Origin of the sequence: Castellaniella hirudinis (assembly GCF_047468865.1) — a bacterium.
GTDB classification, from domain to species: Bacteria; Pseudomonadota; Gammaproteobacteria; order Burkholderiales; family Burkholderiaceae_B; genus Castellaniella; species Castellaniella hirudinis_A.
On the sequence record NZ_JBLGTV010000002.1, the window covers coordinates 289,767 to 311,099 of the forward strand.

General features: G+C 67.8%; 17 protein-coding genes. 6 read left to right on the forward strand and 11 right to left on the reverse strand.

Annotated elements, in window-relative coordinates; all coding sequences use genetic code 11:
• Window positions 1-148: 148 nt before the first annotated feature.
• Window positions 149-451, reverse strand: a complete 303-nt coding sequence (locus ACMHYJ_RS04920; protein ID WP_414245086.1) for a hypothetical protein — start codon at window positions 449-451, stop codon at window positions 149-151.
• Between the two features lie 99 nt (window positions 452-550).
• Here ACMHYJ_RS04920 and ACMHYJ_RS04925 point away from each other — a divergent pair, with 99 nt between their 5' ends.
• Both ACMHYJ_RS04925 and ACMHYJ_RS04930 read left to right on the forward strand, forming a co-directional pair.
• Window positions 551-1,324 (forward strand): SDR family oxidoreductase, encoded by a 774-nt coding sequence (locus ACMHYJ_RS04925; RefSeq protein WP_414245087.1) that lies wholly within the window; start codon window positions 551-553, stop codon window positions 1,322-1,324.
• Between the two features lie 30 nt (window positions 1,325-1,354).
• A complete protein-coding gene (locus ACMHYJ_RS04930; RefSeq protein ID WP_414245088.1) occupies window positions 1,355-2,263 on the forward strand; it encodes a LysR family transcriptional regulator in 909 nt (302 codons plus the stop codon).
• Window positions 2,264-2,371: 108 nt separating this feature from the next.
• Here ACMHYJ_RS04930 and ACMHYJ_RS04935 read toward each other — a convergent pair whose 3' ends face one another.
• The 6 genes from ACMHYJ_RS04935 to ACMHYJ_RS04960 form a co-directional block, all read right to left on the reverse strand.
• Window positions 2,372-4,492, reverse strand: coding sequence for an acetyl/propionyl/methylcrotonyl-CoA carboxylase subunit alpha (locus tag ACMHYJ_RS04935; RefSeq protein WP_414245089.1), 2,121 nt, complete (start codon window positions 4,490-4,492; stop codon window positions 2,372-2,374).
• Window positions 4,493-4,502: 10 nt separating this feature from the next.
• On the reverse strand, window positions 4,503-6,104 hold the full coding sequence (locus ACMHYJ_RS04940) for a carboxyl transferase domain-containing protein (protein WP_414245090.1): 1,602 nt from the start codon (window positions 6,102-6,104) through the stop codon (window positions 4,503-4,505).
• Window positions 6,105-6,271: 167 nt separating this feature from the next.
• Entirely contained in the window at window positions 6,272-7,453 is a 1,182-nt protein-coding gene (locus tag ACMHYJ_RS04945; RefSeq protein ID WP_414245091.1) for an acetyl-CoA C-acyltransferase, read from the reverse strand.
• A 16-nt stretch (window positions 7,454-7,469) separates the two neighbouring features.
• Complete coding sequence (gene aceK, locus ACMHYJ_RS04950) at window positions 7,470-9,326, reverse strand: bifunctional isocitrate dehydrogenase kinase/phosphatase (protein ID WP_414245092.1); 1,857 nt, start codon at window positions 9,324-9,326, stop codon at window positions 7,470-7,472.
• A gap of 4 nt (window positions 9,327-9,330) precedes the next feature.
• On the reverse strand, window positions 9,331-10,509 hold the full coding sequence (locus tag ACMHYJ_RS04955) for an isovaleryl-CoA dehydrogenase (protein ID WP_414245093.1): 1,179 nt from the start codon (window positions 10,507-10,509) through the stop codon (window positions 9,331-9,333).
• 19 nt (window positions 10,510-10,528) lie between these two features.
• Window positions 10,529-10,954: a MerR family transcriptional regulator gene (locus ACMHYJ_RS04960; RefSeq protein WP_414245094.1), complete on the reverse strand. Its 426-nt coding sequence runs from the start codon at window positions 10,952-10,954 to the stop codon at window positions 10,529-10,531.
• A 106-nt stretch (window positions 10,955-11,060) separates the two neighbouring features.
• Between ACMHYJ_RS04960 and ACMHYJ_RS04965 the strand changes: the two genes are divergently transcribed.
• Together ACMHYJ_RS04965 and ACMHYJ_RS04970 are read left to right on the forward strand one after the other, a co-directional pair.
• Window positions 11,061-12,137, forward strand: a complete 1,077-nt coding sequence (locus ACMHYJ_RS04965) for an MBL fold metallo-hydrolase (protein ID WP_414245095.1) — start codon at window positions 11,061-11,063, stop codon at window positions 12,135-12,137.
• A 103-nt stretch (window positions 12,138-12,240) separates the two neighbouring features.
• Window positions 12,241-13,461: a trans-sulfuration enzyme family protein gene (locus tag ACMHYJ_RS04970; RefSeq protein ID WP_414245096.1), complete on the forward strand. Its 1,221-nt coding sequence runs from the start codon at window positions 12,241-12,243 to the stop codon at window positions 13,459-13,461.
• Between the two features lie 60 nt (window positions 13,462-13,521).
• On the opposite strand, the gene ACMHYJ_RS04975 is transcribed toward ACMHYJ_RS04970, so the two are convergent.
• The 4 genes from ACMHYJ_RS04975 to ACMHYJ_RS04990 all read right to left on the reverse strand — a co-directional run bounded on the left by ACMHYJ_RS04975 (window position 13,522) and on the right by ACMHYJ_RS04990 (window position 20,491).
• Window positions 13,522-14,142, reverse strand: a complete 621-nt coding sequence (locus tag ACMHYJ_RS04975; RefSeq protein WP_414245097.1) for a thiol:disulfide interchange protein DsbA/DsbL — start codon at window positions 14,140-14,142, stop codon at window positions 13,522-13,524.
• Between the two features lie 111 nt (window positions 14,143-14,253).
• Window positions 14,254-14,925, reverse strand: a complete 672-nt coding sequence (locus tag ACMHYJ_RS04980) for an SPOR domain-containing protein (RefSeq protein WP_414245098.1) — start codon at window positions 14,923-14,925, stop codon at window positions 14,254-14,256.
• Between the two features lie 5 nt (window positions 14,926-14,930).
• Window positions 14,931-16,613, reverse strand: a complete 1,683-nt coding sequence (gene argS / locus ACMHYJ_RS04985; protein WP_414245099.1) for an arginine--tRNA ligase — start codon at window positions 16,611-16,613, stop codon at window positions 14,931-14,933.
• A 170-nt stretch (window positions 16,614-16,783) separates the two neighbouring features.
• Entirely contained in the window at window positions 16,784-20,491 is a 3,708-nt protein-coding gene (locus ACMHYJ_RS04990) for a phospholipase effector Tle1 domain-containing protein (RefSeq protein ID WP_414245100.1), read from the reverse strand.
• A 92-nt stretch (window positions 20,492-20,583) separates the two neighbouring features.
• Here ACMHYJ_RS04990 and ACMHYJ_RS04995 point away from each other — a divergent pair, with 92 nt between their 5' ends.
• Window positions 20,584-20,925, forward strand: coding sequence for a DUF1840 domain-containing protein (locus ACMHYJ_RS04995; protein WP_414245101.1), 342 nt, complete (start codon window positions 20,584-20,586; stop codon window positions 20,923-20,925).
• A gap of 73 nt (window positions 20,926-20,998) precedes the next feature.
• Window positions 20,999-21,316, forward strand: coding sequence for a hypothetical protein (locus ACMHYJ_RS05000; protein WP_414245102.1), 318 nt, complete (start codon window positions 20,999-21,001; stop codon window positions 21,314-21,316).
• Window positions 21,317-21,333: the final 17 nt, after the last annotated feature.

The following is a 21,333-nucleotide window of genomic DNA, read 5'->3' on the forward strand; positions in this document are numbered from 1 at the left end:
TGCTGTCTCCATGGGATTTGGAGTCACTATAACCTTTTGTAAAAATAGAAACACTCAGTCTGCTTGACCTGGTTTGACTTTTTTGCTTGGCTTGGTGGTGCCGGACGGCACCGCCCGCGTGGCCGTCCGGCACGCGGGGTTGCTTGCGTCAGCGGTATACCGGCAGGATATCCAGGACGTCCGGCGAAGCCGATGGCGAGGATGAAGCCGTCAGGGAATAGCGCGCTGCCGAGGGTGGGCGGAACAAAGTGACCAGGGCGGTCTTCAGGCGGCCGGATACGGTGTTGTCGAACCAGGCGGCTTCCCTCGGCACGCTGCCCGTTCCCATCAGCCAAAGCGTGCGTTGCAGGCCGTTGCGGCTGATGGCGGAGACCTTGAGCAGGCCCGCGCGGATCAGGAACAGATGGCTGGCCGGGTCGCCCGGCTGGCCGCCATGCGCGAGGCGGCCCATTGGATCGTTTTCCTGGATGATCCATCCAGGGCCGGGTGGTTTATTCCGTGCCGTCCCGGGACTAAGCTGGGGCGGTGTTCAATTCACCAAGGAATTTCCATGGCAGACCATTCCATCCAAGGCAAAGTCGTCCTGATCGCCGGCGGCGCCAAGAACCTCGGCGGCCTGATCGCGCGCGATCTGGCCCGGCACGGCGCCCAGGCGGTGGCCATCCACTACAACAGCGCCGCCAGCCGGGCCGATGCCGATGCCACGGTGGCCGCCGTCGAGGCGGCGGGTGCGCGGGCCGTGTCGATACAGGCCGACCTCACCACGGCGGGCGCTGTTGAAAAGCTGTTCGCCGATACCATCGCCGCCGTGGGCCGGCCGGACATTGCCATCAATACGGTTGGCAAGGTGCTGAAGAAACCGATCACCGAGGTCAGCGAGGCCGAGTACGACGAGATGAGCGCGGTCAATGGCAAGATCGCATTCTTTTTCCTCAAAGAAGCCGGCAAGCACGTCCAGGATCATGGCAAAATTCTGACCCTGGTGACGTCGTTGCTGGGCGCTTTCACGCCGTTTTATGCGGCTTATGCCGGCACCAAGGCGCCGGTGGAACACTTCACTCGCGCAGCGGCCAAGGAGTTCGGCGCGCGCGGCATTTCGGTGACGGCGGTCGGGCCGGGGCCGATGGATACGCCGTTCTTCTATCCGGCCGAGGGCGCCGATGCGGTGGCTTATCACAAGACCGCCGCGGCCTTGTCGCCGTTCTCCAAGACCGGCCTGACGGACATCGAGGATGTGGTGCCCTTCATCCGTCACCTGGTCAGCGACGGCTGGTGGGTCACCGGGCAGACCATTCTGATCAACGGCGGCTATACGACGAAGTGACGTGGCTGCGCGCAATCGTCAGGGGATACGGTGGACAGATTCGATCAGTACCGCGTTTTTATCCAGGTCGCGGAAATGGGCAGCTTCATCCAGGCGGCGCACGCGCTGGAGCTGCCGCGTGCCTCCGTGTCCGCTGCCGTGCAGCGGCTGGAAGCCCAGATGGGCGTCCGCCTGCTGCACCGAACCACGCGCCAGGTGCGCCTGACCCCGGATGGCGCGCAGTTGCTTGAGCGCGTGCGCCCGCTGCTGACCGAGGCGGAGAACATCGACCAGATGTTCCAGACCGGCCGGCGTCAGGTGTCGGGCCTGTTGCGGGTCGACGTGCCCAGCCGCATCGCCCGCCGGCTGATTGCGCCGGCGCTGCCGATGCTGCTGCGGCGGCATCCGCGTCTGCGGCTGGCGTTGGGTTCCAGCGATCGCGCCGTGGGCCTGGTGCGGGAAGGCGTCGATTGCGTCGTGCGGGTCGGCGCTTTGCAGGACACCGGCCTGGCCGCTCGGCCATTGGGCAGGATCGCGCTGATCAACTGTGCCAGCCCCGCGTATTTGCAGGGCCGGGGCGTGCCCGGGCAGCCGGACGACCTGGGCCGGGGGCATTGGATGGTGGGCTATGCGTCGCCCACGACCGGGCGTGAATTGCCCTGGACATACCGGGCGGCCGATGGCGTCGAGCATGTCTTGGCCATGCCCAGCCAAGTGGTGACGAACAATGCCGAAAACTACATTGCTTGCTGCCGCGCGGGCCTGGGGCTGATCCAGATACCCCGCTTCGACGTGCAGCATCTGCTGGATGCGGGCACGCTGGTGGAAGTCCTGCCCGCGCACCGTGCCGCGCCCATGCCGGTGTCGCTGTTGTATCCGCATCGGCGCCAGCGCTCACGCCGGCTGGAAGTCTTCATGGACTGGTTCGCGGCGTTGATGGGGCCAACCCTGGAAGCATGACGGGCGCGCCGGGGGCTGGTTGTTGCGGTCGTGTCTGCGGGGCGGGCAGCGCCCCGGCCGCGCATGTCGGCGCGCCGCCGGCCGTCCCGGCCCGTGGCGCGGCGGCGTTCAGCTTTCGCTGTCCAGCGCGATCAGGATCGCGCCTTCGGCGACCTGATCCCCCTCGGCGTAGAACACGTCCTGCACGATGCCGTCGTGCGGGGCGTCGATGGTGTGTTCCATTTTCATGGCCTCCATCACCACCAGCGGCTGGCCCTGGGTGACGGCGTCGCCCGCCGCGACCGCCACGGACAGGATTTTGCCGGGCATCGGGGCGGTCAACCCGCCGCCCGCGTCGTCCGCTTGTCCGGTGGCCAGGCGGATGGGGTCTTGCCACTGCAGCGTGTGGCGCTGGCCCCGGGTATACAGATCCAGCCGCAGGCCGTGCAAGAAGGCGTCGCCGCTGCATTCCTGGCTGGGGTGTTCGGCGCTGCCGTTGCCCAGGCGAACCCGCAGGCGTTGGCGGCGGCCGGTGCCCCGCGTGTGCGAAGGGGACAAGGCGTCATCGCCCACGGGCGGGGGGCCGGCCTGCCAGTCGAAGGGCTGGGCGGGCTGGTCGTCCAGCGCCAGCGTCCATTGCGTACCCTGGCGTTGTACCTGCGCCGTGCGTTCCGCCAGCTTGCCCTGGAACACCAGGGTGCGCTGGTAGACGCCGCCCACGCGCCAGCCGTCTGCCAACTGCCAGGGGCCGGCCTGCCGGCCGTCGGCGGCCCCCGGCAGCGGCCCGTTGGCGGTAGCCGCCGGGTCGGCCGGGCCGCTGCCATCGGCGCACAGCACCGCGGCGGCGGCCAGCGCCAGGACAAGGTCGGGCGTGGCGCTGGCCGGTGGAAACAAGCGGTCGTGTTCACGCGGGATCAGGCCGGTGTCCAGATCCGCCGAGACAAAGGCGGGGTCGGCCATCAGCCGGCCCAGGAAGTCGATATTGGTCTGCAGGCCGGTGGCGCGCGCCGCCGCCAGGGCATGCAGCATGCGCAGCCGGGCTTCTTCGCGGTCGCGGCCGTGCACGATCAGCTTGGCGATCATCGGATCGTAGTACGGCGTGATGGTGTCGCCTTCGCGCACCCCGCCATCCACCCGCACGGGGCCGTGCCGGAACGCGGTGTGATCCGGCCACTGCAGCACGTCCAGGCGGCCGATGCTGGGCAGGAAGTCGTTGTCCGGGTTCTCGGCGTACACCCGCGCTTCGATGGCGTGGCCCTGGATATGCAGCTGATCCTGGCGCAGCGGCAGGGGTTCGCCGGCGGCCACCCGCAGCTGCCATTCCACCAAGTCCTGGCCGGTAATGGCTTCGGTGACGGGATGTTCCACCTGCAGGCGCGTGTTCATTTCCATGAAATAAAAGCGTCCGTCGGGCTCGGCGATGAATTCCACCGTGCCCGCGCCGACGTAGCCCACGGCCTGGGCGGCGGCCACCGCGGCCTGCCCCATGGCGGCGCGGCGCTCGGGCGTCATGCCGGGGGCGGGGGCCTCCTCGATCACTTTCTGGAAACGCCGCTGCACCGAGCAATCGCGCTCGAACAGGTAGACGCACTGGCCGCGAGTATCGGCGAAGACCTGAATTTCGATGTGGCGGGGCTTTTGCAGATAGCGTTCGACCAGCACCAGGGGGTTGCCGAAACTGCTGGCGGCTTCGCGTTGGCAAGAGGTCAGGGCGGCGGCGAAGGCCTCGTCGGATTCGACGATGCGCATGCCTTTGCCGCCGCCGCCGGCGCTGGCCTTGATCAGCACGGGATAGCCGATCTTGCGGGCTTGATCCTGCAGGAAATCGGCCTCCTGGCGCTCGCCGTAGTAGCCCGGCACCAGCGGCACCCGGGCCTGATCCATCAGCGCCTTGGCGGCGGATTTGCTGCCCATGGCGGCAATGGCCTGGGCCGGCGGGCCAATGAACACCAGCCCGGCATCCGCGCAGGCGTGGGCGAAATCGGCGTTTTCGGATAGGAAACCATAGCCCGGGTGGATGGCCTGGGCGCCGGTGCGCAGCGCCGCCTGCAGGATGACGTCGGCCCGCAGGTAGCTGTCCTTGGGCTCCGGCCCGCCGATGGGCACGGCTTCGTCGCAGGCCTGCACATGGCGCGCCTGGGCGTCGGCCTGGGAATAGACGGCCACGGTGCGTATGCCCATGCGCCGGGCGGTGGCGGCGATGCGGCAGGCGATTTCGCCGCGGTTGGCGATCAGGATGGAATTGAACATGGTGGTTTCCTTACATGCGGAACACGCCGAAGCGGGTGGCTTCGGCAGGCGCGTGGCGGGCGGCGGCCAGGCCCAGGCCCAGCACGCGGCGGGTGTCGGATGGGGCGATGATGCCGTCGTCCCACAGCCGCGCCGTGGCGTAATAGGGATGGCCTTCGTGTTCGTATTGGGCGCGGATGGGGGCTTTGAAGGCGTCTTCTTCGGCCGCCGGCCACTGGCCGCCCTTGCGTTCGATGTTGTCGCGCCGCACCGTGGCCAGCACGCTGGCGGCCTGTTCGCCGCCCATCACGGAAATCCGCGCGTTGGGCCACAAAAACAGCAGACGCGGGCCGAAGGCGCGGCCGCACATGCCGTAGTTGCCCGCCCCGAAAGAGCCGCCGATCAGCACCGTGAATTTAGGCACGGCGGCGGTGGACACGGCGGTGACCATTTTCGCCCCGTGGCGGGCGATGCCCTCGTTTTCGTATTTGCGTCCCACCATGAAGCCGCTGATGTTCTGCAGGAATACCAGGGGGATGTTGCGCTGGCAGCACAGTTCGATGAAGTGCGTGCCTTTCTGGGCCGCTTCGGAAAACAGAATGCCGTTGTTGGCGATGATGCCCACGGGCATGCCGTAGATTTTGGCGAAGCCGGTCACCAGCGTCGCGCCGAAGCGCGCCTTGAATTCGTCGAAATCCGACCCGTCCACGATGCGGGCGATGATTTCGCGCACGTCGTAGGGCTTGCGCGTGTCCTGCGGAATGATGCCGTCCAGCTCCTGGGGATCGTGCAGGGGTTCGGCCCAGGTGGCGGGCAGGGCCGGGGCGGGGCGGTTCAGGCGCGCCACGGCCTCGCGCGCCAGGCGCAGAGCATGGGTGTCGTTCTCGGCCAGGTGGTCGGCCACGCCCGACAGGCGGGTGTGCACGTCGCCCCCGCCCAGGTCTTCGGCCGAGACTTCCTCGCCGGTGGCGGCTTTCACCAGCGGCGGGCCGCCCAGGAAGATCGTACCCTGGTTGCGCACGATGATGGATTCGTCGCTCATGGCGGGCACATAGGCCCCCCCGGCGGTGCAGGAACCCATCACCACGGCCAGCTGGGCGATGCCCAGGGACGACATCACCGCCTGGTTATAGAAAATTCGCCCGAAGTGGTCGCGGTCGGGAAAGACTTCATCCTGGTTGGGCAGGTTGGCCCCGCCGGAATCCACCAGGTAGATGCACGGCAGGTGGTTCTGCTGGGCGATTTCCTGGGCGCGCAGATGTTTTTTGACCGTCAGCGGGTAGTAGGTGCCGCCCTTGACGGTGGCGTCGTTGCAGACGATGACGCATTCGGTGCCGGCCACCCGGCCGATGCCGGTGATCAGGCCCGCCCCCGGCGAGGCGTTGTCGTACACGTCGTGCGCCGCCATGGGGGAGAGCTCCAGGAAAGGCGTGCCGGGATCCAGCAGGCGTTCGACGCGCTCACGCGGCAATAATTTGCCCCGGGCCAAGTGGCGGGCGCGGGCGGATTCGCTGCCGCCCTGGGCGGTGCGGGCCAGTTGGGCGCGCAGATCGTCGATCTGTTGGCGCATCGCCTGGGCGTTGTCCTGAAATTCCTGTGATCGCGGATTGACGCGGGATTCGATGACCGGCATGGGTTTTCCTGGATAAAAGAATCCCCTGGGCAATGGCGCGAGCCATGCCCCTGGGTGTTCCGGCCCCCGGCGGGCCGGGTAGGCCGGCCGGGGGGTGAATGGTTATTGATGCGGCCGGTGCGTGCCGCAGCCTGGGCGCGGGGAGTGATCCATGGCCCTGCGGCGGATCAGACCATCTCGATGGCCAGGGCCACGGCTTCGCCGCCGCCGATGCACAGCGAGGCGATGCCGCGCTTGCCGCCGGTCTTGCGCAGCGCGCCGATCAGGGTGGTCAGCAGGCGGGCGCCCGAGGCCCCGATGGGGTGGCCCAGGGCGGTGGCCCCGCCGTGGATGTTGACCCGGTCGTGCGGGATGTCCAGTTCTTTCTCGGCGGCCATGGTGACTACGGCAAAGGCTTCGTTGATTTCGTAGAGGTCTACGTCCTGGGCCGCCCAGCCGGCTTTGTCCAGCAGCTTCTGGATGGCCCCCACCGGGGCGGTGGTGAACCATTCGGGTTCTTGGGCGTGTTGGGTGTGGGCGACGATGCGGGCCAGGGGCTGGGCGCCCAGGGCCTTGGCCTTGGATTCGCTCATGACGACCAGGGCGGAGGCCCCGTCGGAAATGGACGACGCATTGGCGGCGGTAATCGTGCCGTCTTTTTTGAAGGCGGGCTTGAGGGTGGGGATTTTTTCCGGCATGGCCTTATAGGGGGCCTCGTCTTTGTCCACCACCGTGTCGCCCTTGCGGCCCTTGATGGTGACCGGGGCGATTTCCCATTGGAAACTGCCGTCTTCGGTGGCCTGGCGGGCGCGGCGCAGGGATTCCAGCGAGAAGGCGTCTTGTGCTTCGCGGCTGAATTGGTACTTGGACGCGCAGTCTTCGGCGAAGACCCCCATGGCCGTGCCGCGCTGGTAGGCGTCTTCCAGGCCGTCCAGGGCCATGTGGTCGTAGACGGTGGAATGGCCATAGCGATAGCCTTGGCGGCCGCGCAGCAGCAGGTAGGGGGCGTTGCTCATGCTTTCCTGGCCGCCGGCCACCACGACGTCGGCGGAACCCGCCTTGATGATGTCGTGCGCCAGCATGACGGCCTTCAGGCCCGAGCCGCAGACCTTGTGCAGGGTGCTGGCGGGGGTGCCCTTGGGCAGGCCGGCCCCCAGGGTGGCCTGGCGCGCCGGGGCCTGGCCCTGGCCGGCTTGCAGCACGTTGCCCATGATGACCTCGGAGACCGCTTCGCCGGGAATGCCGGCGCGTTCGACGGCGGCCTGGATGGCGACGGCGCCGAGTTCGTGAGCGGCCAGGCCGGACAGGCTGCCCATCATGCCGCCCATGGGCGTGCGGGCGACGGAAACAATGACGATGGAATCGGACATGGTGTGCTCCTTGTCGTTAAGACGTCGTGGCGGGTTCCGGGATGGAATCGGCCGGATTGAGGGGATGCAGCCGCCTGGCTGAATCGTAGGGAAAAATGTCTTCGATGCGGCCCTGGGCCGCCCGGTGGCGGCAATCCTGCCACCATTGTGCATCCAATAGCGCGGCGTGATGCTTCAGGAAGGCCTGGCGCACCCGGGCGTCGCCCAGCAGAAAGCGTTCGAATTCCTCGGGGAAGACGTCGTTGCGCCCCACGGGATACCAGGGTTCGCTGGCCATTTCGGCTTCTTCGTTGGGGGCCGGGGGGATGCGGCGGAACTGCATTTCGGTCATGCGCTGGATTTCGTCGTAGTCGTAGAACACCACGCGCCCCAGGCGGGTGACGCCGAAGTTTTTGTACAGCATGTCGCCGGGGAAGATGTTGGCGGCGGCGAGTTCGCGGATGGCCAGGCCGTATTGCCGCACGGCGGCTTCCAGCGCGGTGTCCGAGGCGCTGGTCAGGAAGATGTTGAGCGGCGTCATGCGGCGCTCGATGTAGACGTGCTTGAGCACGACGAGGTCGTCGGTTTCTTCGAGCAGGCTGGGGACTTCGGCCCGCAGGCCGGCCAGCAGGCGGGGCGAGAAGCGGTTGCGCGGCAGGGCCACCTGCGAGTATTCCCAGGTGTCGGCCATGCGCCCGACGCGGTCGTGTTTTTTGACCAGCTGGTATTTCTGGCGCACGGTGTCCTTGTCCATGCCTTCTTTGGCGATGCGGTCGCGGATCAGCTTGAAGACATAGGGGTAGGAGGGCTGGTTGAATACCGTCATGACCATGCCCTGGATGCCGGGGGCGTAGTCGAAGTTGTCGCGCGAATGCGCCAGGTGGTGCAGGAAGTCCCGGTAGAACAGGGTCTTGCCTTGTTTTTGCAGGCCGATGGTGGTGTAGATCTCGGCCTTGGGTTTGCGCGGGAACAGGGTGGACAGAAAATCCACGTAGGCCGCCGGGGCTTCCATGTCGACCAGGAAATACGCCCGGGTAAAGCTGAACAGGGTGCTGAGGTCGTCGCTGGTGTGCAGCAGGGCGTCCAGCTGGATGTGGCCCGAGGGCGTGTGCAGCAGGGCGATGGCGAAGGGGTGGATGGTGGTCTGGTTGACCAGCCGCCCCACGATGTAGGCGCCTTTGTTGCGGAAAAACAGGGTGTTCAGCACCTGCAGCTGGCAGTCGGGGGCCAGGCGCTTGCCCAGCCCGCGCGGCAGGCTGCGGCGCAGGTGGCGCAGGCCCATGAAGGCCATGCGGCGGGCATCGCGGGGCAGGTCGTGGTAGGGCGCGGCCAGGCCGAAATCCGCCACCAGCCGGATCAGGCTGGGCATCAGGCCTTCGGTGATGGGGTAGTAGGATCGGTAGGCCGACTGCGCGCCGTCCAGGTAGTCGGTGGCCACGGCGGGGCGCACGAACAGAAAATCGTTGTTGAAGTAATTGCGGTGCAGGATGCGGCAGGACACCGAGTTAAAGAAGGTCTCGGCGCATTCGGGCTGTAGGTGGGCGCCCAGCAGGCCGATGTAGCAGGCTTTGGCGGCCTGCCAGAACGCCAATTGTTCGGCGGTGAGATCCAGGCCCGGGGCGGTCTGGGCGGGGGTGGTGCCGCGCAGCGCCTGGCCCAGCGCCACGGCGCATTCGCGCACCCGGGTGTCGTAGTATTCGATGCGTTCGCGCGACAGCTGCTGGATGCCGTGCCAGTCGCCGGACTCGAACAGGGCCTTGGCGCGCTGGGCGCCATAGCGAAACAGCGAATAATGGCGGTCGAACCCGGCCAGGATGATGCGTGCCACGGCCTCGGGGGACTGCCCCCGAGGCGCGACGGGTTGGATGTGCTGGTGGTCGCCGTCGTCGCGCATGGAATTACAACGTTTCGTTGAATAGTTCACGGCCTATCAGCATACGACGAATTTCGCTGGTGCCGGCGCCGATTTCGTATAATTTGGCGTCGCGCCATAGGCGGCCGCTAGGGTAATCGTTAATGTAGCCGTTGCCGCCCAGGATCTGGATGCCTTCGCCCGCCATCCAGGTGGCTTTCTCGGCGCAGTACAAAATCACCCCGGCGCAGTCCTTGCGCACCTGGCGGGCGTGCTGGCTGCCCAGGCGATCCAGGTTCTTGCCTACGGTGTAGCAAAAGGCGCGGCTGGCCTGCAGCGTGGTGTACAGGTCGGCCAGCTTGCCCTGGATCAGCTGAAATTCGCCGATGGCCTGGCCAAACTGGCGGCGCTCGTGCACATAGGGCACCACCATGTCCATCACGGCCTGCATGATGCCCAGCGGGCCGGCGGCCAGCACGGCGCGTTCGTAGTCCAGGCCGCTCATCAGCACGCGCACCCCGCCGTTGACTTCGCCCAGCACGTTTTCGGCGGGGACGGCGCAATCCTGGAAGACCAGTTCGCCGGTGTGCGAACCGCGCATGCCCAGTTTGTCCAGCTTTTGCGCCACGGAAAAACCGGGGAAGGTCTTTTCGATGATGAAGGCCGTGATGCCGCGCTGATGGGCCTCGGGGTCGGTCTTGGCGTAGACCACCAGGGTGTCGGCGTCCGGCCCGTTGGTGATCCACATTTTCGTGCCGTTCAGCACATAGTGGTCGCCCTTTTTCTCGGCCCGCAGACGCATGCTGACGACGTCGGACCCGGCGCCGGGCTCGCTCATGGCCAGGGCGCCGATCTGCGCGCCGGAAATCAGCCCGGGCAGGTATTTCTGTTTTTGCGCCTCGGTGCCGTTGCGGTGGATCTGGTTGACGCACAGGTTGGAATGCGCCCCGTAGGACAGGGCGATGGACGCGCTGGCGCGCGAGATTTCTTCCATGGCGATCATGTGCGCCAGATAGCCCAGGTTGGCCCCGCCGTAGGCTTCGCTCACGGTGACGCCCAAGAGGCCCAGGTCGCCGAATTTGCGCCAGAGATCCATGGGGAATTGGTCGTCGCGGTCGGCGGCGGCGGCGCGCGGGGCGATTTCGGCCTGGGCGAAGTCGCGCACGGCATCGCGCAGCATGTCCAAGTCGGAGCCAAGATCGAAGTTCAGGCCGGGTAAATCCATGGTGGGGTCTCCTGGGAGGTTATTTGGCAAGGGCCGGGTGGTCTTGCGTGGCGAGGTCGGCGTCCTGGCGGCTGCGCAGCAGCGCCGCGCAATCGGCCTGCTGGCGGTGCAGTTCTTCCAGGGTTTCGTCCAGGTCGCGGCGCTGTTGTTCCAGCTTTTGGTGGTGGGCTTCCAGCACCTGGGCATAGTGTTGCAGCTGGGCCGTGGTGCTGGCGTGGCTGCGGTCGTACAGATTGATGAGGTTGACGATTTCGGCCAGCTGCAGGCCCAGGCGGCGGCCGCGCAGGGCCAGTTTCAGGCGGGTGCGGTCACGCGGGGAATACACGCGGTTGCGGCCTTCGCGGGTCGGGCTGACAATGCCCTGGTCTTCGTAGAACCGAATGGTGCGCGGCGTGACGCCGAATTCCCGGGAGAGTTCGGAGATGGTCCAGGTGGTGGGGCGCATGGGCGGTGTCGCGGTCGGGAGGAAAGTTTTATTATGCCTCTAGTTTACGTTAACGTAAAGTACGGCTTCTGACATAATACGCAGATTCATAGAAAGGAGACCTTGCATGAACCCGCAGGAACAAGTGCTGGAATATCCCTGGGGCGATACCCAGCCCGAGGCCGGCCAGGCGATGACGCTGGCCGATGGGGTGCGCTGGGTGCGCATGCCGCTGCCTTTTGCCCTGGATCACATCAATCTCTGGCTGTTGCGCGACCGGATCGGCGGGCGGGATGGCTGGACGGTGGTGGATTGCGGCATCGACCGTCCCGAAGTGCGCGCCTGTTGGGAAACGGCGTTCGATCAGGCGCTGGATGGGTTGCCCGTGCTGCGGGTGGTGGTGACCCACATGCACCCGGATCACGTGGGCTTGGCGCACTGGCTGTGCCAGCGCTGGCAGGCGCCGCTGTGGATGAGCATGAGCGACTACGCCCTGGCGCGCCTGTGGACCGGCTCGACCGCCACCGATACCGCCATCGAGGGCAGTGGCCCGGCGGGCGAATCCGCCGCCCGGCATTTTGCCCTGCATGGCCTGATCGACCCCGAAGCCCAGGCCCTGATCCGCAAGCGCCACGATTACTACGCCCGCCTGGTGCCCGACGTCCCCAGGCAATATCACCGGCTGCTGCACGGCCAGTCCCTGGAGATCGGCGGGCGGGATTGGCGGCTGATCGCCGGCTACGGGCATGCGCCGGAACACATCTCGCTGTGGTGTCCCACGCTGGATGTCCTGATTTCCGGCGATATGGTGTTGCCGCGGATTTCCACCAACATCAGCGTGTTCGACCTGGAGCCCGAGGCCAATCCCCTGCCCTTGTATCTGGAATCCCTGAAGGCCTACGACGATCTGGCGGCGCAGACCCTGGTGCTGCCGTCGCACGGGCGGCCATTCCGGGGCTTGCATGCCCGCATCGCCCAGCAGCAAACCCACCACGCCGAACGCCTGGCCGAGGTGTTGGCGGCGTGCGATCGCCCGCAAAGCGCCCATGACCTGCTGCCCGTGCTGTTCCACCGGAAGCTGGACATGCACCAGCTGGGTTTTGCCATGGGCGAAGCCATCGCCCACCTGCACGCCCTATACTTCCAGGGTGATTTGACGCGCCGCCTGGACGACGATGGGATCATCCGCTTTTGCCGGGCCTGATTCGGGTAGACAAGCGCGTGTGTCCCGCCGCTTTGCCGGCCCTGGCAAGCGGCACGGGTCGGGCGGCGCAGGGTTTGTTTTTGTTTGATAACGGATACTGAACATGACACATGAAGCGACTCGGGCGGCCGATCCGCGGCTGGACACCGCGCTGCAACACATCGGTCAGGCCCCGCTGGATCCCGTCACCGGGGCCGGGCCGGTGGCCTTGCCGTCCATGCGCACCAGCACGGTGCGTTTTGCCTCCATGGACAAGCTGGACGCCGCCCAGGCCGCCAAGCAGCGCGGCGAACGCGCGCCCACGTATGGCCGGGTCGGCCTGGAGACCCACGCGGCGCTGGAATCCCTGCTGTGCCGCCTGGAAGACGGCCAGCGGGCCTTTCTGGCGCCGTCCGGCATGGCGGCCATCAGCATGGCCCTGATGGCCTGCCTGAGCCAGGGAGATCACGCCCTGGCGGTGGATTGCGTCTATGGGCCGGTGCGCTATTTCCACCAGACCATTCTGTCGCGCATGGGGATCGCCATGGATTTCGTGCGCCCGGATCTGGCCAGCCTGCAGGCGGCCCTGCGCCCCGAAACCCGGGTGCTGTATCTGGAATCCCCGGGTTCGCTGTTGATGGAAATGCTGGATCTGCCCGCCCTGTCGCGCTGGGCGCACGATCACGACCTGGTGGTCATGGCCGACAATACCTGGGGCTCCGGCTACATTTACCAGCCGCTGGGGCTGGGGGCGGATATCTCGATCATTGCCGGCACCAAATACCTGGGCGGCCATTCCGATCTGATGCTGGGCGCGGCGGTCGCGCGCGACCCGCTCTTGGTCGCCAAGCTGCATCAAACCCATTATGCCCTGGGCAGCACGGTCAGCGCCGACGACGCCTGGCTGGCGCTGCGCGGGGCGCGCACCCTGGGCCTGCGCATGCGGGGCTGCGCCGAAAACGCCCTGGCCGTGTGCCAGTGGCTGGCGGCCCAGCCGCAGGTGTCGCATATTTTCTTCCCGGCCTGGCCGCAGGATGCCGGCCATGCCTTGTGGCGGCGCGATGCCACCGGGTCCAACGGCCTGCTGTCGGTGGCGGTGGATTTTACCGAGGCCCAGGTGCGCCGCGTGATCGACGCCCTGCGGCTGTTTGGCATTGGCTATTCGTGGGGCGGCTACGAAAGCCTGGTCACCCAGGTCGAGCCCGCCGCTCTGGCGTCGCACGGCTATTGGGCGCGGATCGCCACCGAGCGCATGCGGGCGGGCACCGTGCTGCGCCTGCACATCGGCCTGGAAGACCCCGCCGACCTGACCGCCGATCTGGCCCGGGCGTTCGCGGCGGCATAGCCGCTGTCTTGAGCCTGGTGCGATGGGGGGCCGCCGCAGGCGGCGGACGTCCCGGGGCGCTTATTGGCCGGCCAGCACCTGCTTGACCAGCTTGTCGGCCTCGTCGATGGCCCCCTGGTAGCTGCCGGTATGGGACGGCGACGTCACGTACTGGCCGCCGATGGCAAAGGACGGCGTGCCGTCGATTTTGTAGGATTTGGCCAGCTCGTCGGCGCGGGTGACCTTGGTTTGCACCCCGAAGGAATTGAACGTATCGGTGAAGGCCTGGCGATCCACCCCCTGCTTGGCCACCCAGTCGATGATGTCCTTGGCCTCGAACAGGTTTTCACGCTGGTCGTGGATGGCCTGGAAAACAGCGGCGTGCAGATCCATGCGGTCGATGGCTTCCAGGGCGTAGTACAGCTTTTGCAGGTCTTTCATGCTGGCATTGAAGGCCACGGGCACCCCCTTGAAGACCACGGTGTCGGGTAGGGTGGGCAGCCATTTTTCGACCAGGGGCTCGATTTTGGCGCAGTGGGGGCAGGTGTAGGAGAAGAACTCCAGGACTTCAACCTTGCCCGGGGTGTCGGAGGGCTGGATCGGTTCCAGGGTGTCGAAGGGCGCGGCCTGGGCGGGCGCCATGGCCAGGGCGGCCAAACCCAGCAGCAGGCTGGAGGCGAAGCGGGAAATCAAAGCGGTCATGGAGACTCCGTTGAAACGTGTGGGAAGGGATATTTCCCCGTTAGAGGCCTGGCGCGGCCGGATTGTTCCTGAAGACGGGCATCGGGTTGTCATTGGGCTTGCGCGGCGGCATCAGTTGCGCACCACGGTCGATTCTATCTTGTCGTCGCCCAGTTTCGTGCGGGCGCGATTCATGTCGTCGATCCCCTTGAAGGGGCCGACCCGCACCCGGTTGATGGGGGCGCCGTTGGATTCGCCGGTCTCGATGCGCACCGGCAGGCCCAGCAGCACGACGCGGGCCAGCATGGACTGGGCCTCGGTGGCTGAACGGAACGCGCCGGTTTGCAGGTAATAGGTGGTTTGCGTGTTGGCGGCCGGCCGATTGGCGGGCGGCGGGGGCGGCGGCGCGGGCGGCGGGATCACCAGCGGTTTGGGCGGCGCGGCGGCGGCCGGGGCGGCCGCCTGACCGGGCTGATCCAACCCCGCGATGATCTGGCTGATGGCGTCCGCCGGCCCCGGTGTGGGATCCGGGGCGGCCCCGGGCGGGGTGATGCCGCTGCCGCCTTGGGCGGGCGTGCGCGTGCCCGCCGGGCCATCCGCGCCGTACAGGGCGATATTGGGGTCGGGCGCGTTCTGGACGTCCGGCAGCAAGGTGCTGGGATCGGTGCGGCTGGCCTTGTCCTTGAAGGGCATGGGCGCCTGGGTGACGAACAGCGCCACCGCCACGGCGGCGGCCACGCCCAACACCATGCCCAGCACCAGGCTAAACCAGCTGCCGCCGGATTTTTTCTTGCGGGTGGCCATGCGGTTTACATCCGTTCGGGGGCGCTGACCCCCAGCAGGCCCAGCCCGTTGGCGATGACCTGGGCGGTGGCCTGCGCCAGGCGCAGGCGCGCCGCCATCAGGGCGGGGTCGTCCACCAGGATGCGTTCGGCGTTGTACCAGGCGTGGAAGTCGGCCGCGCAGTCGCGCAGCCAGAAGGCCAGTTGGTGCGGGGCGAGTTCGTGGGCCGCCTGGGTCAGGATGCCGGGGTATTCGGCCAGACGCCGCAGCAGCGTGATTTCGGTGGCGGCGGTCAGCAGCGCCGGGCTGGCGGCCTGCGCCTGCCCGGCGCTGTCGTGCTGGCGCAGCAGCGAGTGGATGCGGGCGTGCGCGTATTGGATGTAGTACACCGGGTTTTCTTCGCTGTGCGACAGGGCCAGGTCGATATCGAAGACGAATTCGGAATCCGCCCGGCGCTGCGCCAGGAAAAAGCGCACCGCGTCGCGTCCCACCCAGTCGATGAGATCGCGCAGGGTGACGTAGCTGCCGGCGCGCTTGGAGATCTTGACTTCGGCCCCGTCGCGCATCACGCGCACCATCTTGTGCAGCACATAGGCGGGATAATCCGCCGGGATGCCCAGCCCCAGGCCCTGCAGGCCGGCCCGCACCCGGGCGATGGTGCCGTGGTGGTCGGTGCCCTGGATATTGATGGCCTGGCGGTAGCCGCGTTCCCATTTGTCGACATGGTAGGCCACGTCGGGCACAAAATAGGTGTAGCCGCCTTCGGACTTGCGCATCACGCGGTCTTTGTCGTCGCCCGTGCCCAGTTCGGTGGTGCGCAGCCACAGGGCGCCGCCCTGTTCGTAGGTGTGGCCCGCGTCGATCAGGGCCTGGACGGTGCGATCCACCCGTCCGCTGGTGTACAGCGAGCTTTCCAGATAGTAGTTGTCGAAGCGCAGGTCGAAGGCTTGCAAATCCAGGTCTTGTTCGCGGCGCAGGGAGGTCACGGCGAAGCGGCGGATGGCGTCCAGGTCGTCCAGATCGCCGCTGGCCTGGATGGGGTCGCCGTCGCTGGCCTGCACGGTGGCGCGCGCCAGGTAGTCCTGGGCGATGTCGGCGATGTAGTCGCCCTTGTAGCCGTCGGCCGGGAAATCGGGGCTGTCGGGCGGGATGCCCCGGCCCCGGGCCTGCACGCTGACGGCCAGGTTATGGATTTGGTTGCCCGCGTCGTTGTAGTAGAACTCGCGTGACACCTGCGCCCCCTGGGTGGCGAACAGGCGGCAGATGGTGTCCCCCAGGGCGGCCTGGCGGGCGTGGCCGACGTGCAGCGGCCCGGTGGGGTTGGCCGAGACGAATTCGACCAGGATGCGGTCGGTGCCGGGGGCGCGGTGGCCGTATCGGCCGCCCTGCGTGGCGATGGCATCCAGCACGGCCTGGTGGGCGGCGGTGGTCAGGCGAAAATTGATGAAACCCGGCCCGGCCACTTCGGCCTGGGCGATCAGGCCGGCCGCGGCGGGCTGGGCCAGCACGGCGTCCACGATGGCCTGGGCCAGTTCGCGTGGGTTGCGGCGGGCGCTGCGGGCCGTCTGCATGGCGACGTTGCAGGCCACATCGCCGTGGGCGGCGACTTTGGGGCGTTCTAGTGTGATGTCCAGCGTGTGCCCGGGCAGCAGTGTGTCCAGGGCGGATTGCAGAAGGGAGACAAGGGTAGTGGTGTGCTGTGGCAGCATGACGAAATGATGAGCGATGACGGCGGCCGGGGCCGCGAGGGATACCTGAAATGATAGCCTGATTTGGCTGGCTTCGTGGGTGAGCGCCTGCCGATGGTTCGTGGGCCCCGCCCGTTCGGCGGCGGGGCGCGGCTGCTTGCGGGCCGGCCCGGGGGCCGGCGCAAAGCCCCCTAATCCCCATCCCTCTGCGTGGCCAGCCAGGCGTCGTAGCCGGTCATGTCCACCCGGCCCACCACGCTGCCTGCATTGAGTTCCCAATGGCCGAGGCGCTGGATGAAGGTCTCGAACAGCGCCCGTTGGCCGGCGCCCAGCCGGGCATCGGCCCCCTGCGGCCCCAGCGACCGGGTTTGGGCGTCTTGCAGGTCGCGGTCGGCGTCCAGCAGCCGCAGGGCGGGGATTCTTTCATCGTGCAGCAGCGGGTGGGTGACCTGTCGATCCGCCGCGGCCAGCGGGCCCATGGGAACCTGGGCCGCCATGGCCTGCCAAGCCATCCAGTTCAGGGCCACGTCGGATAAGTCTCCCCGGGGCTGCGCCTGCCCGCTGTCGTCCAGCAGGCTGCCGCCGCCGATGTCGGCGTGCGCCCCGATGAACGGGGCTTCGATCGTGTTGGCCGCTCCGCGGGCCGTCACCAGCGGGAACAGGCTGCGCATTTCATGGGTGGCCACGGCATGCGCCACCCGGCTCCAGGCATCGCTGATGTTCAGGTCGTAGCCTGCGTTGGCCGCCCCCAGCAGGCCGAATTGGGCCACGGTGTCGAACAGGCCCAGGAACCGCAGATCGACGCACAGGCCGATGGCGCCCCGCAGCGGGTCGTCGTAGGAAAACCAGCCGTCGCGGGTGTGCTGCGCGATCCGGTTGGCGAAATCCCGCGCCAGCGCGGCCCCGCGTGAATATCCCAGGATGTCGATCGGCACGGGGTCGGCGGCCCCTTGGGCGCGCTGCAGCGCATTCATCAGGGACTGCCAGTGGTTGCGCAGAATCTGGCCGCTGCTGGCGGCAGTGACGGCATCCCAGTCCATATACAGGTTGTTGCCGGGCCCCGCGTGGTAGAAGCGCTCGCCGTCGCCGTAGACCTGGGCCAGCTTCCAGACATTGCTCTCGTTGGCCCGGCCATATCGGGTGCCGTCGAAGGCCAGCAGGATCAAGCCCAGCGGGTCGGTGCGCAGCAGGGGGCGCTGGGCGGCATAGCCCAGGGCCTGTTGGCCGGGCAGGGGGCCCAGCGGGTCGGGCTCCAGGTAATGGCCGCGCTGCGGCAGGTAGGTGCGAAACACATTGTCGTGCCAGCCGGTGGCGGGGTCTTCATCCTGGCCGGGCAGGCGCAAGACCACCGGCAGGTCGCCGGTTTGCGCGACCAGGCGGCCGAAAGCGTCGTATTCGGCCGTCCAGCGCACCCCGCCCCGGGCATCTGTGACCCGCACCGGGGCGCCCATCAAATCGCTGTGGATGAAATCCAGCTGGGGCGCGCCGGACGGGTCGTAGCGCAGGCGCGCCACCGGCGCGTCCTGCGCATAGATGTAGCGTTCGCTGATGCCGAATGACGGGTGGGCGGCCACGCTGGCGGCGGACGGCGCGGCCCGGGGGCGCACCCAGCGGCCCACCAGGCGGTTGTCCAGGTAATAACGCTCGATGGTGTGGCTGCGGTTCTGTTGGCGGATTTGCTGGCCCCGGGCATTATGGGTGTAGCGGGCCAGTTCTCGCGGGCCATCGAAGACGGCGCTCAGGCGGCGTAGGGCCTGGTAGTGCAGGCGCCGGGTGCCGATGGCCAGCGGCAAGCCCCCCGGGTCGCGTCGCAGCGCGGGCAGGGCGCCCGCCTCCGAGGGTGGGCGGTTTGCGGCGGATGGCTGCCCGCTCGGGCTATCGGGCTGGCTAGTGGGCCGCGCGAGGGGGCGCCGCCGCTGGCCGGCCAGACTGCCGTCGGCGGCCCAGGCCAGCCAGCGGGTGTGCCGCCCGTCGGCCAGGCCCGCCAGCCGGCCCTGGGCGTCGTGGGCCAGCGCCAGGTTGACGGGCTGTCCGTCGGCGGCCAGCAGCAGGCGTTGCGCGATGCGGCCTTGCGGGTCGTAGCGCCGGTGTTCCCCCCATAACGGCTGCCCGGCGCGACTCAGCACCAGCGTGTCGGCGCGGCCATCGGCCCGGCGGGTTTGCAGGTGCAGGCCATTGCCGTAGCGGTATCCGGCCAAGCCGGCCACGTGCTCGATGACGGGATGCCGCGTGCCCTGCGGGTCTTCCCAGTGGATGCTGCGCAAAACCCCGCCGGGCTGCCAGCGGTAGTGCAGCGCGCCCCCTTCGGGCAGGCCGTGCCGCAGCAGGCGGCCCGTGGTGTCATAGGTGAAGTGCTCCCGGTATTGCAGAACACCGCCTTCCGGCAAGGGCCGGCGCACGTGGCGGCTTTGCAGGCGTCCTTGATCGTTCCAGTCCATGAATTCCGTTTCCGCCGGATGCGTCAGGCGTCCGGGGCGGCGTCCGCGCCACTGGATGCGCACGGGAAGCGCCGCTTGACCCGGCTGGTGGTGCGTCAGTGATACCGGGCGGCCCGTGGTGTCCAGTTGGATGTCCAACCGGTCGCCATTGGCGTAGGCCAGGCCGTTCAGCCGCCCTTGCGGATCGCGCAGCACCCGGGTCGAGCCGGTGAGCGCGTCCGTCCAACGGCGGCGTTCGCCGCCGGGGGCATAGTCCAGCACCAGGCCCGGCCAGCCGCCGCCGGGGTCGCGCAGCCGGCCGATGCGCCCATCCGGGTAGCGCCAGATTTGCAGGCCGTCGGCTTGGGTGGCAGCTTGCCACAGGTGGTTTTCCCGCACCTGTTCTTCACGGCCCTGGTGCAGCTGGACGCCTGAGTCCCGATACGCCAGGGACAGCAGTGGCGTGTCTGGCGACCGTGTGCCCGGACGGGCCTCGATGACCCGGCCTTGCGGATCATACGTCCAGCTGCGCGCTTGCCAATCGGCCCCGCTTGGATGGCTCAAGCGAATGCCGGTAATGGCGTGGATGTGTCCCGCCTGGTAGACGGCATCCCGCTGGTAGTGCCGCCGCATGCCGTCGGGGCGTTCCACGCGGATCAGTTGCCAGGTGCCGGGGCGATCCCGGCCCGGGGCCGGCGGCGTCGGCCGGTAGGTATAGCGGAATGTCCCCAGGGGAGTGTGCAGCGCTTGCAGCAGGGGCTGGCCGCCTTGCCGGGCATAGCGCAGGCGCAGATGCCGGCCGTCTTGCCGGATTTGCCGGATCAGGCCCTGGAACGGGCCTGCGGCGTTGCGTTCGATGTGGATGACGGGGCGGCCGGGGGTGCGGACGGCCGAGAGCCGGCCCTGGGCGTCGAAATCCAATTGACGGCCATCGGGCCCTTGCCAGCGCCATGAGGCGTCCCGGCGCGGGCTGGCGGGCTGGGCTGGGGGCATCTCGCCAGCCCGGGGGCGGGGCGGGTCGTCGCCGGCGCGCACGATTTGGCCGTCCAGGTAGCGCCTGGCGCGGCCGTCCGGGCCATAGTCCAGGGTGCGGCCATCGGCCAGGTGCAGCGTGTAGCCCGTCGCCGTGGGCCGCAGGATGATGTCGTATTCCAGCGTCCAGCCCACGCCCAGCGGGCCGCTGCGCCGGTCGCCCGAACGGTACAGGCGGACAAAGGCGGGTCGGTCGCCTTGGATTGCTTCCGGCAGGTCGATGTCGCGCAGGAATTTTTCTCCGCTGACGGCATGGATGGGGTTGCTGATGCCGGTGTCCGGGCCGGGCTCGGGACTGGGGCCCAGGCTGGCGCGGGCGCCGCAGGGCGGCGTGGCTGCGTGGTCGCCCGGGGCGGAGCAGGTCAGCGCGGCCTGGTGGTGGGGAATCGGGTTGGCCCATGCGCTGCCGAGCAGGCCGCAGGCCAAGAGGAAAACCAGGGTTTTGTGCATGGCGGACTCCTGTCTGGACAGGCGATTGTCCTGCTTGGCAGAGGGCCGAACTTCGGTTAGTGTATGTTTATGTCCACTGCGGGAAACCCACCATGCTCATTTTGTTCCAGTCCAAATCGGCCGCCGAAGTCCTGATGTTTGGCCAGCATGCGCTGCCCGTTCTGTTGGCGGCGGGCAAGCAGTTCGACACGCCCGAACTCCCCGAGCGCGGGGTCATCACCCGCGATCAGCTGGATGCGGCCATTGCGGGGATCGAATCCCTGATCGCCGCCGACCACAGCCGGGATGATTCCACCCAGCACGACGACGCGGCCGAACACCCCATCGACCAGCACGTCGGCATGCGCCGCCGCGCCTGGCCCCTGTTGGCCATGCTGCGCCTCTCGCGTGAAAAAGGCGAAGACGTCACCTGGGGGCCGGCGCCCATCTGGTAATGCAGAACATGGGGCCAAACCCCCGCTTTTTGAAATGGGGGGTTGGCCCCGTTTTTTCTTTCAGGAATCCAGCATGCAATCACACGTCACGATCATCTTCAATGCGCACCGATCCCTGGAAATCGCCGTCGACGCGCCGCCGGACAAAGCCTTGGCGGCGGCGGCGCGGCAGTGGTTCGATCAGCGCTGGGAATCCCTGGGCTGCGAACCCCTGCGCGTCAGCGGCAAGGTCTTGCTGCTGGACAAAATCCTGGGGGTGGCCGATACGCTGGGGTATCCGGCCTTCCAGGCGCAGCCCGGCCTGGCCGACGAATTCGCCGCGCAGGCCGTGCGGGCGCTGGAAGCCTCGCGGGTCACTGTGGATTTGCCCGGCTTGGCCGTGGCGTACTGAGGCCGCAACCGCGTCAC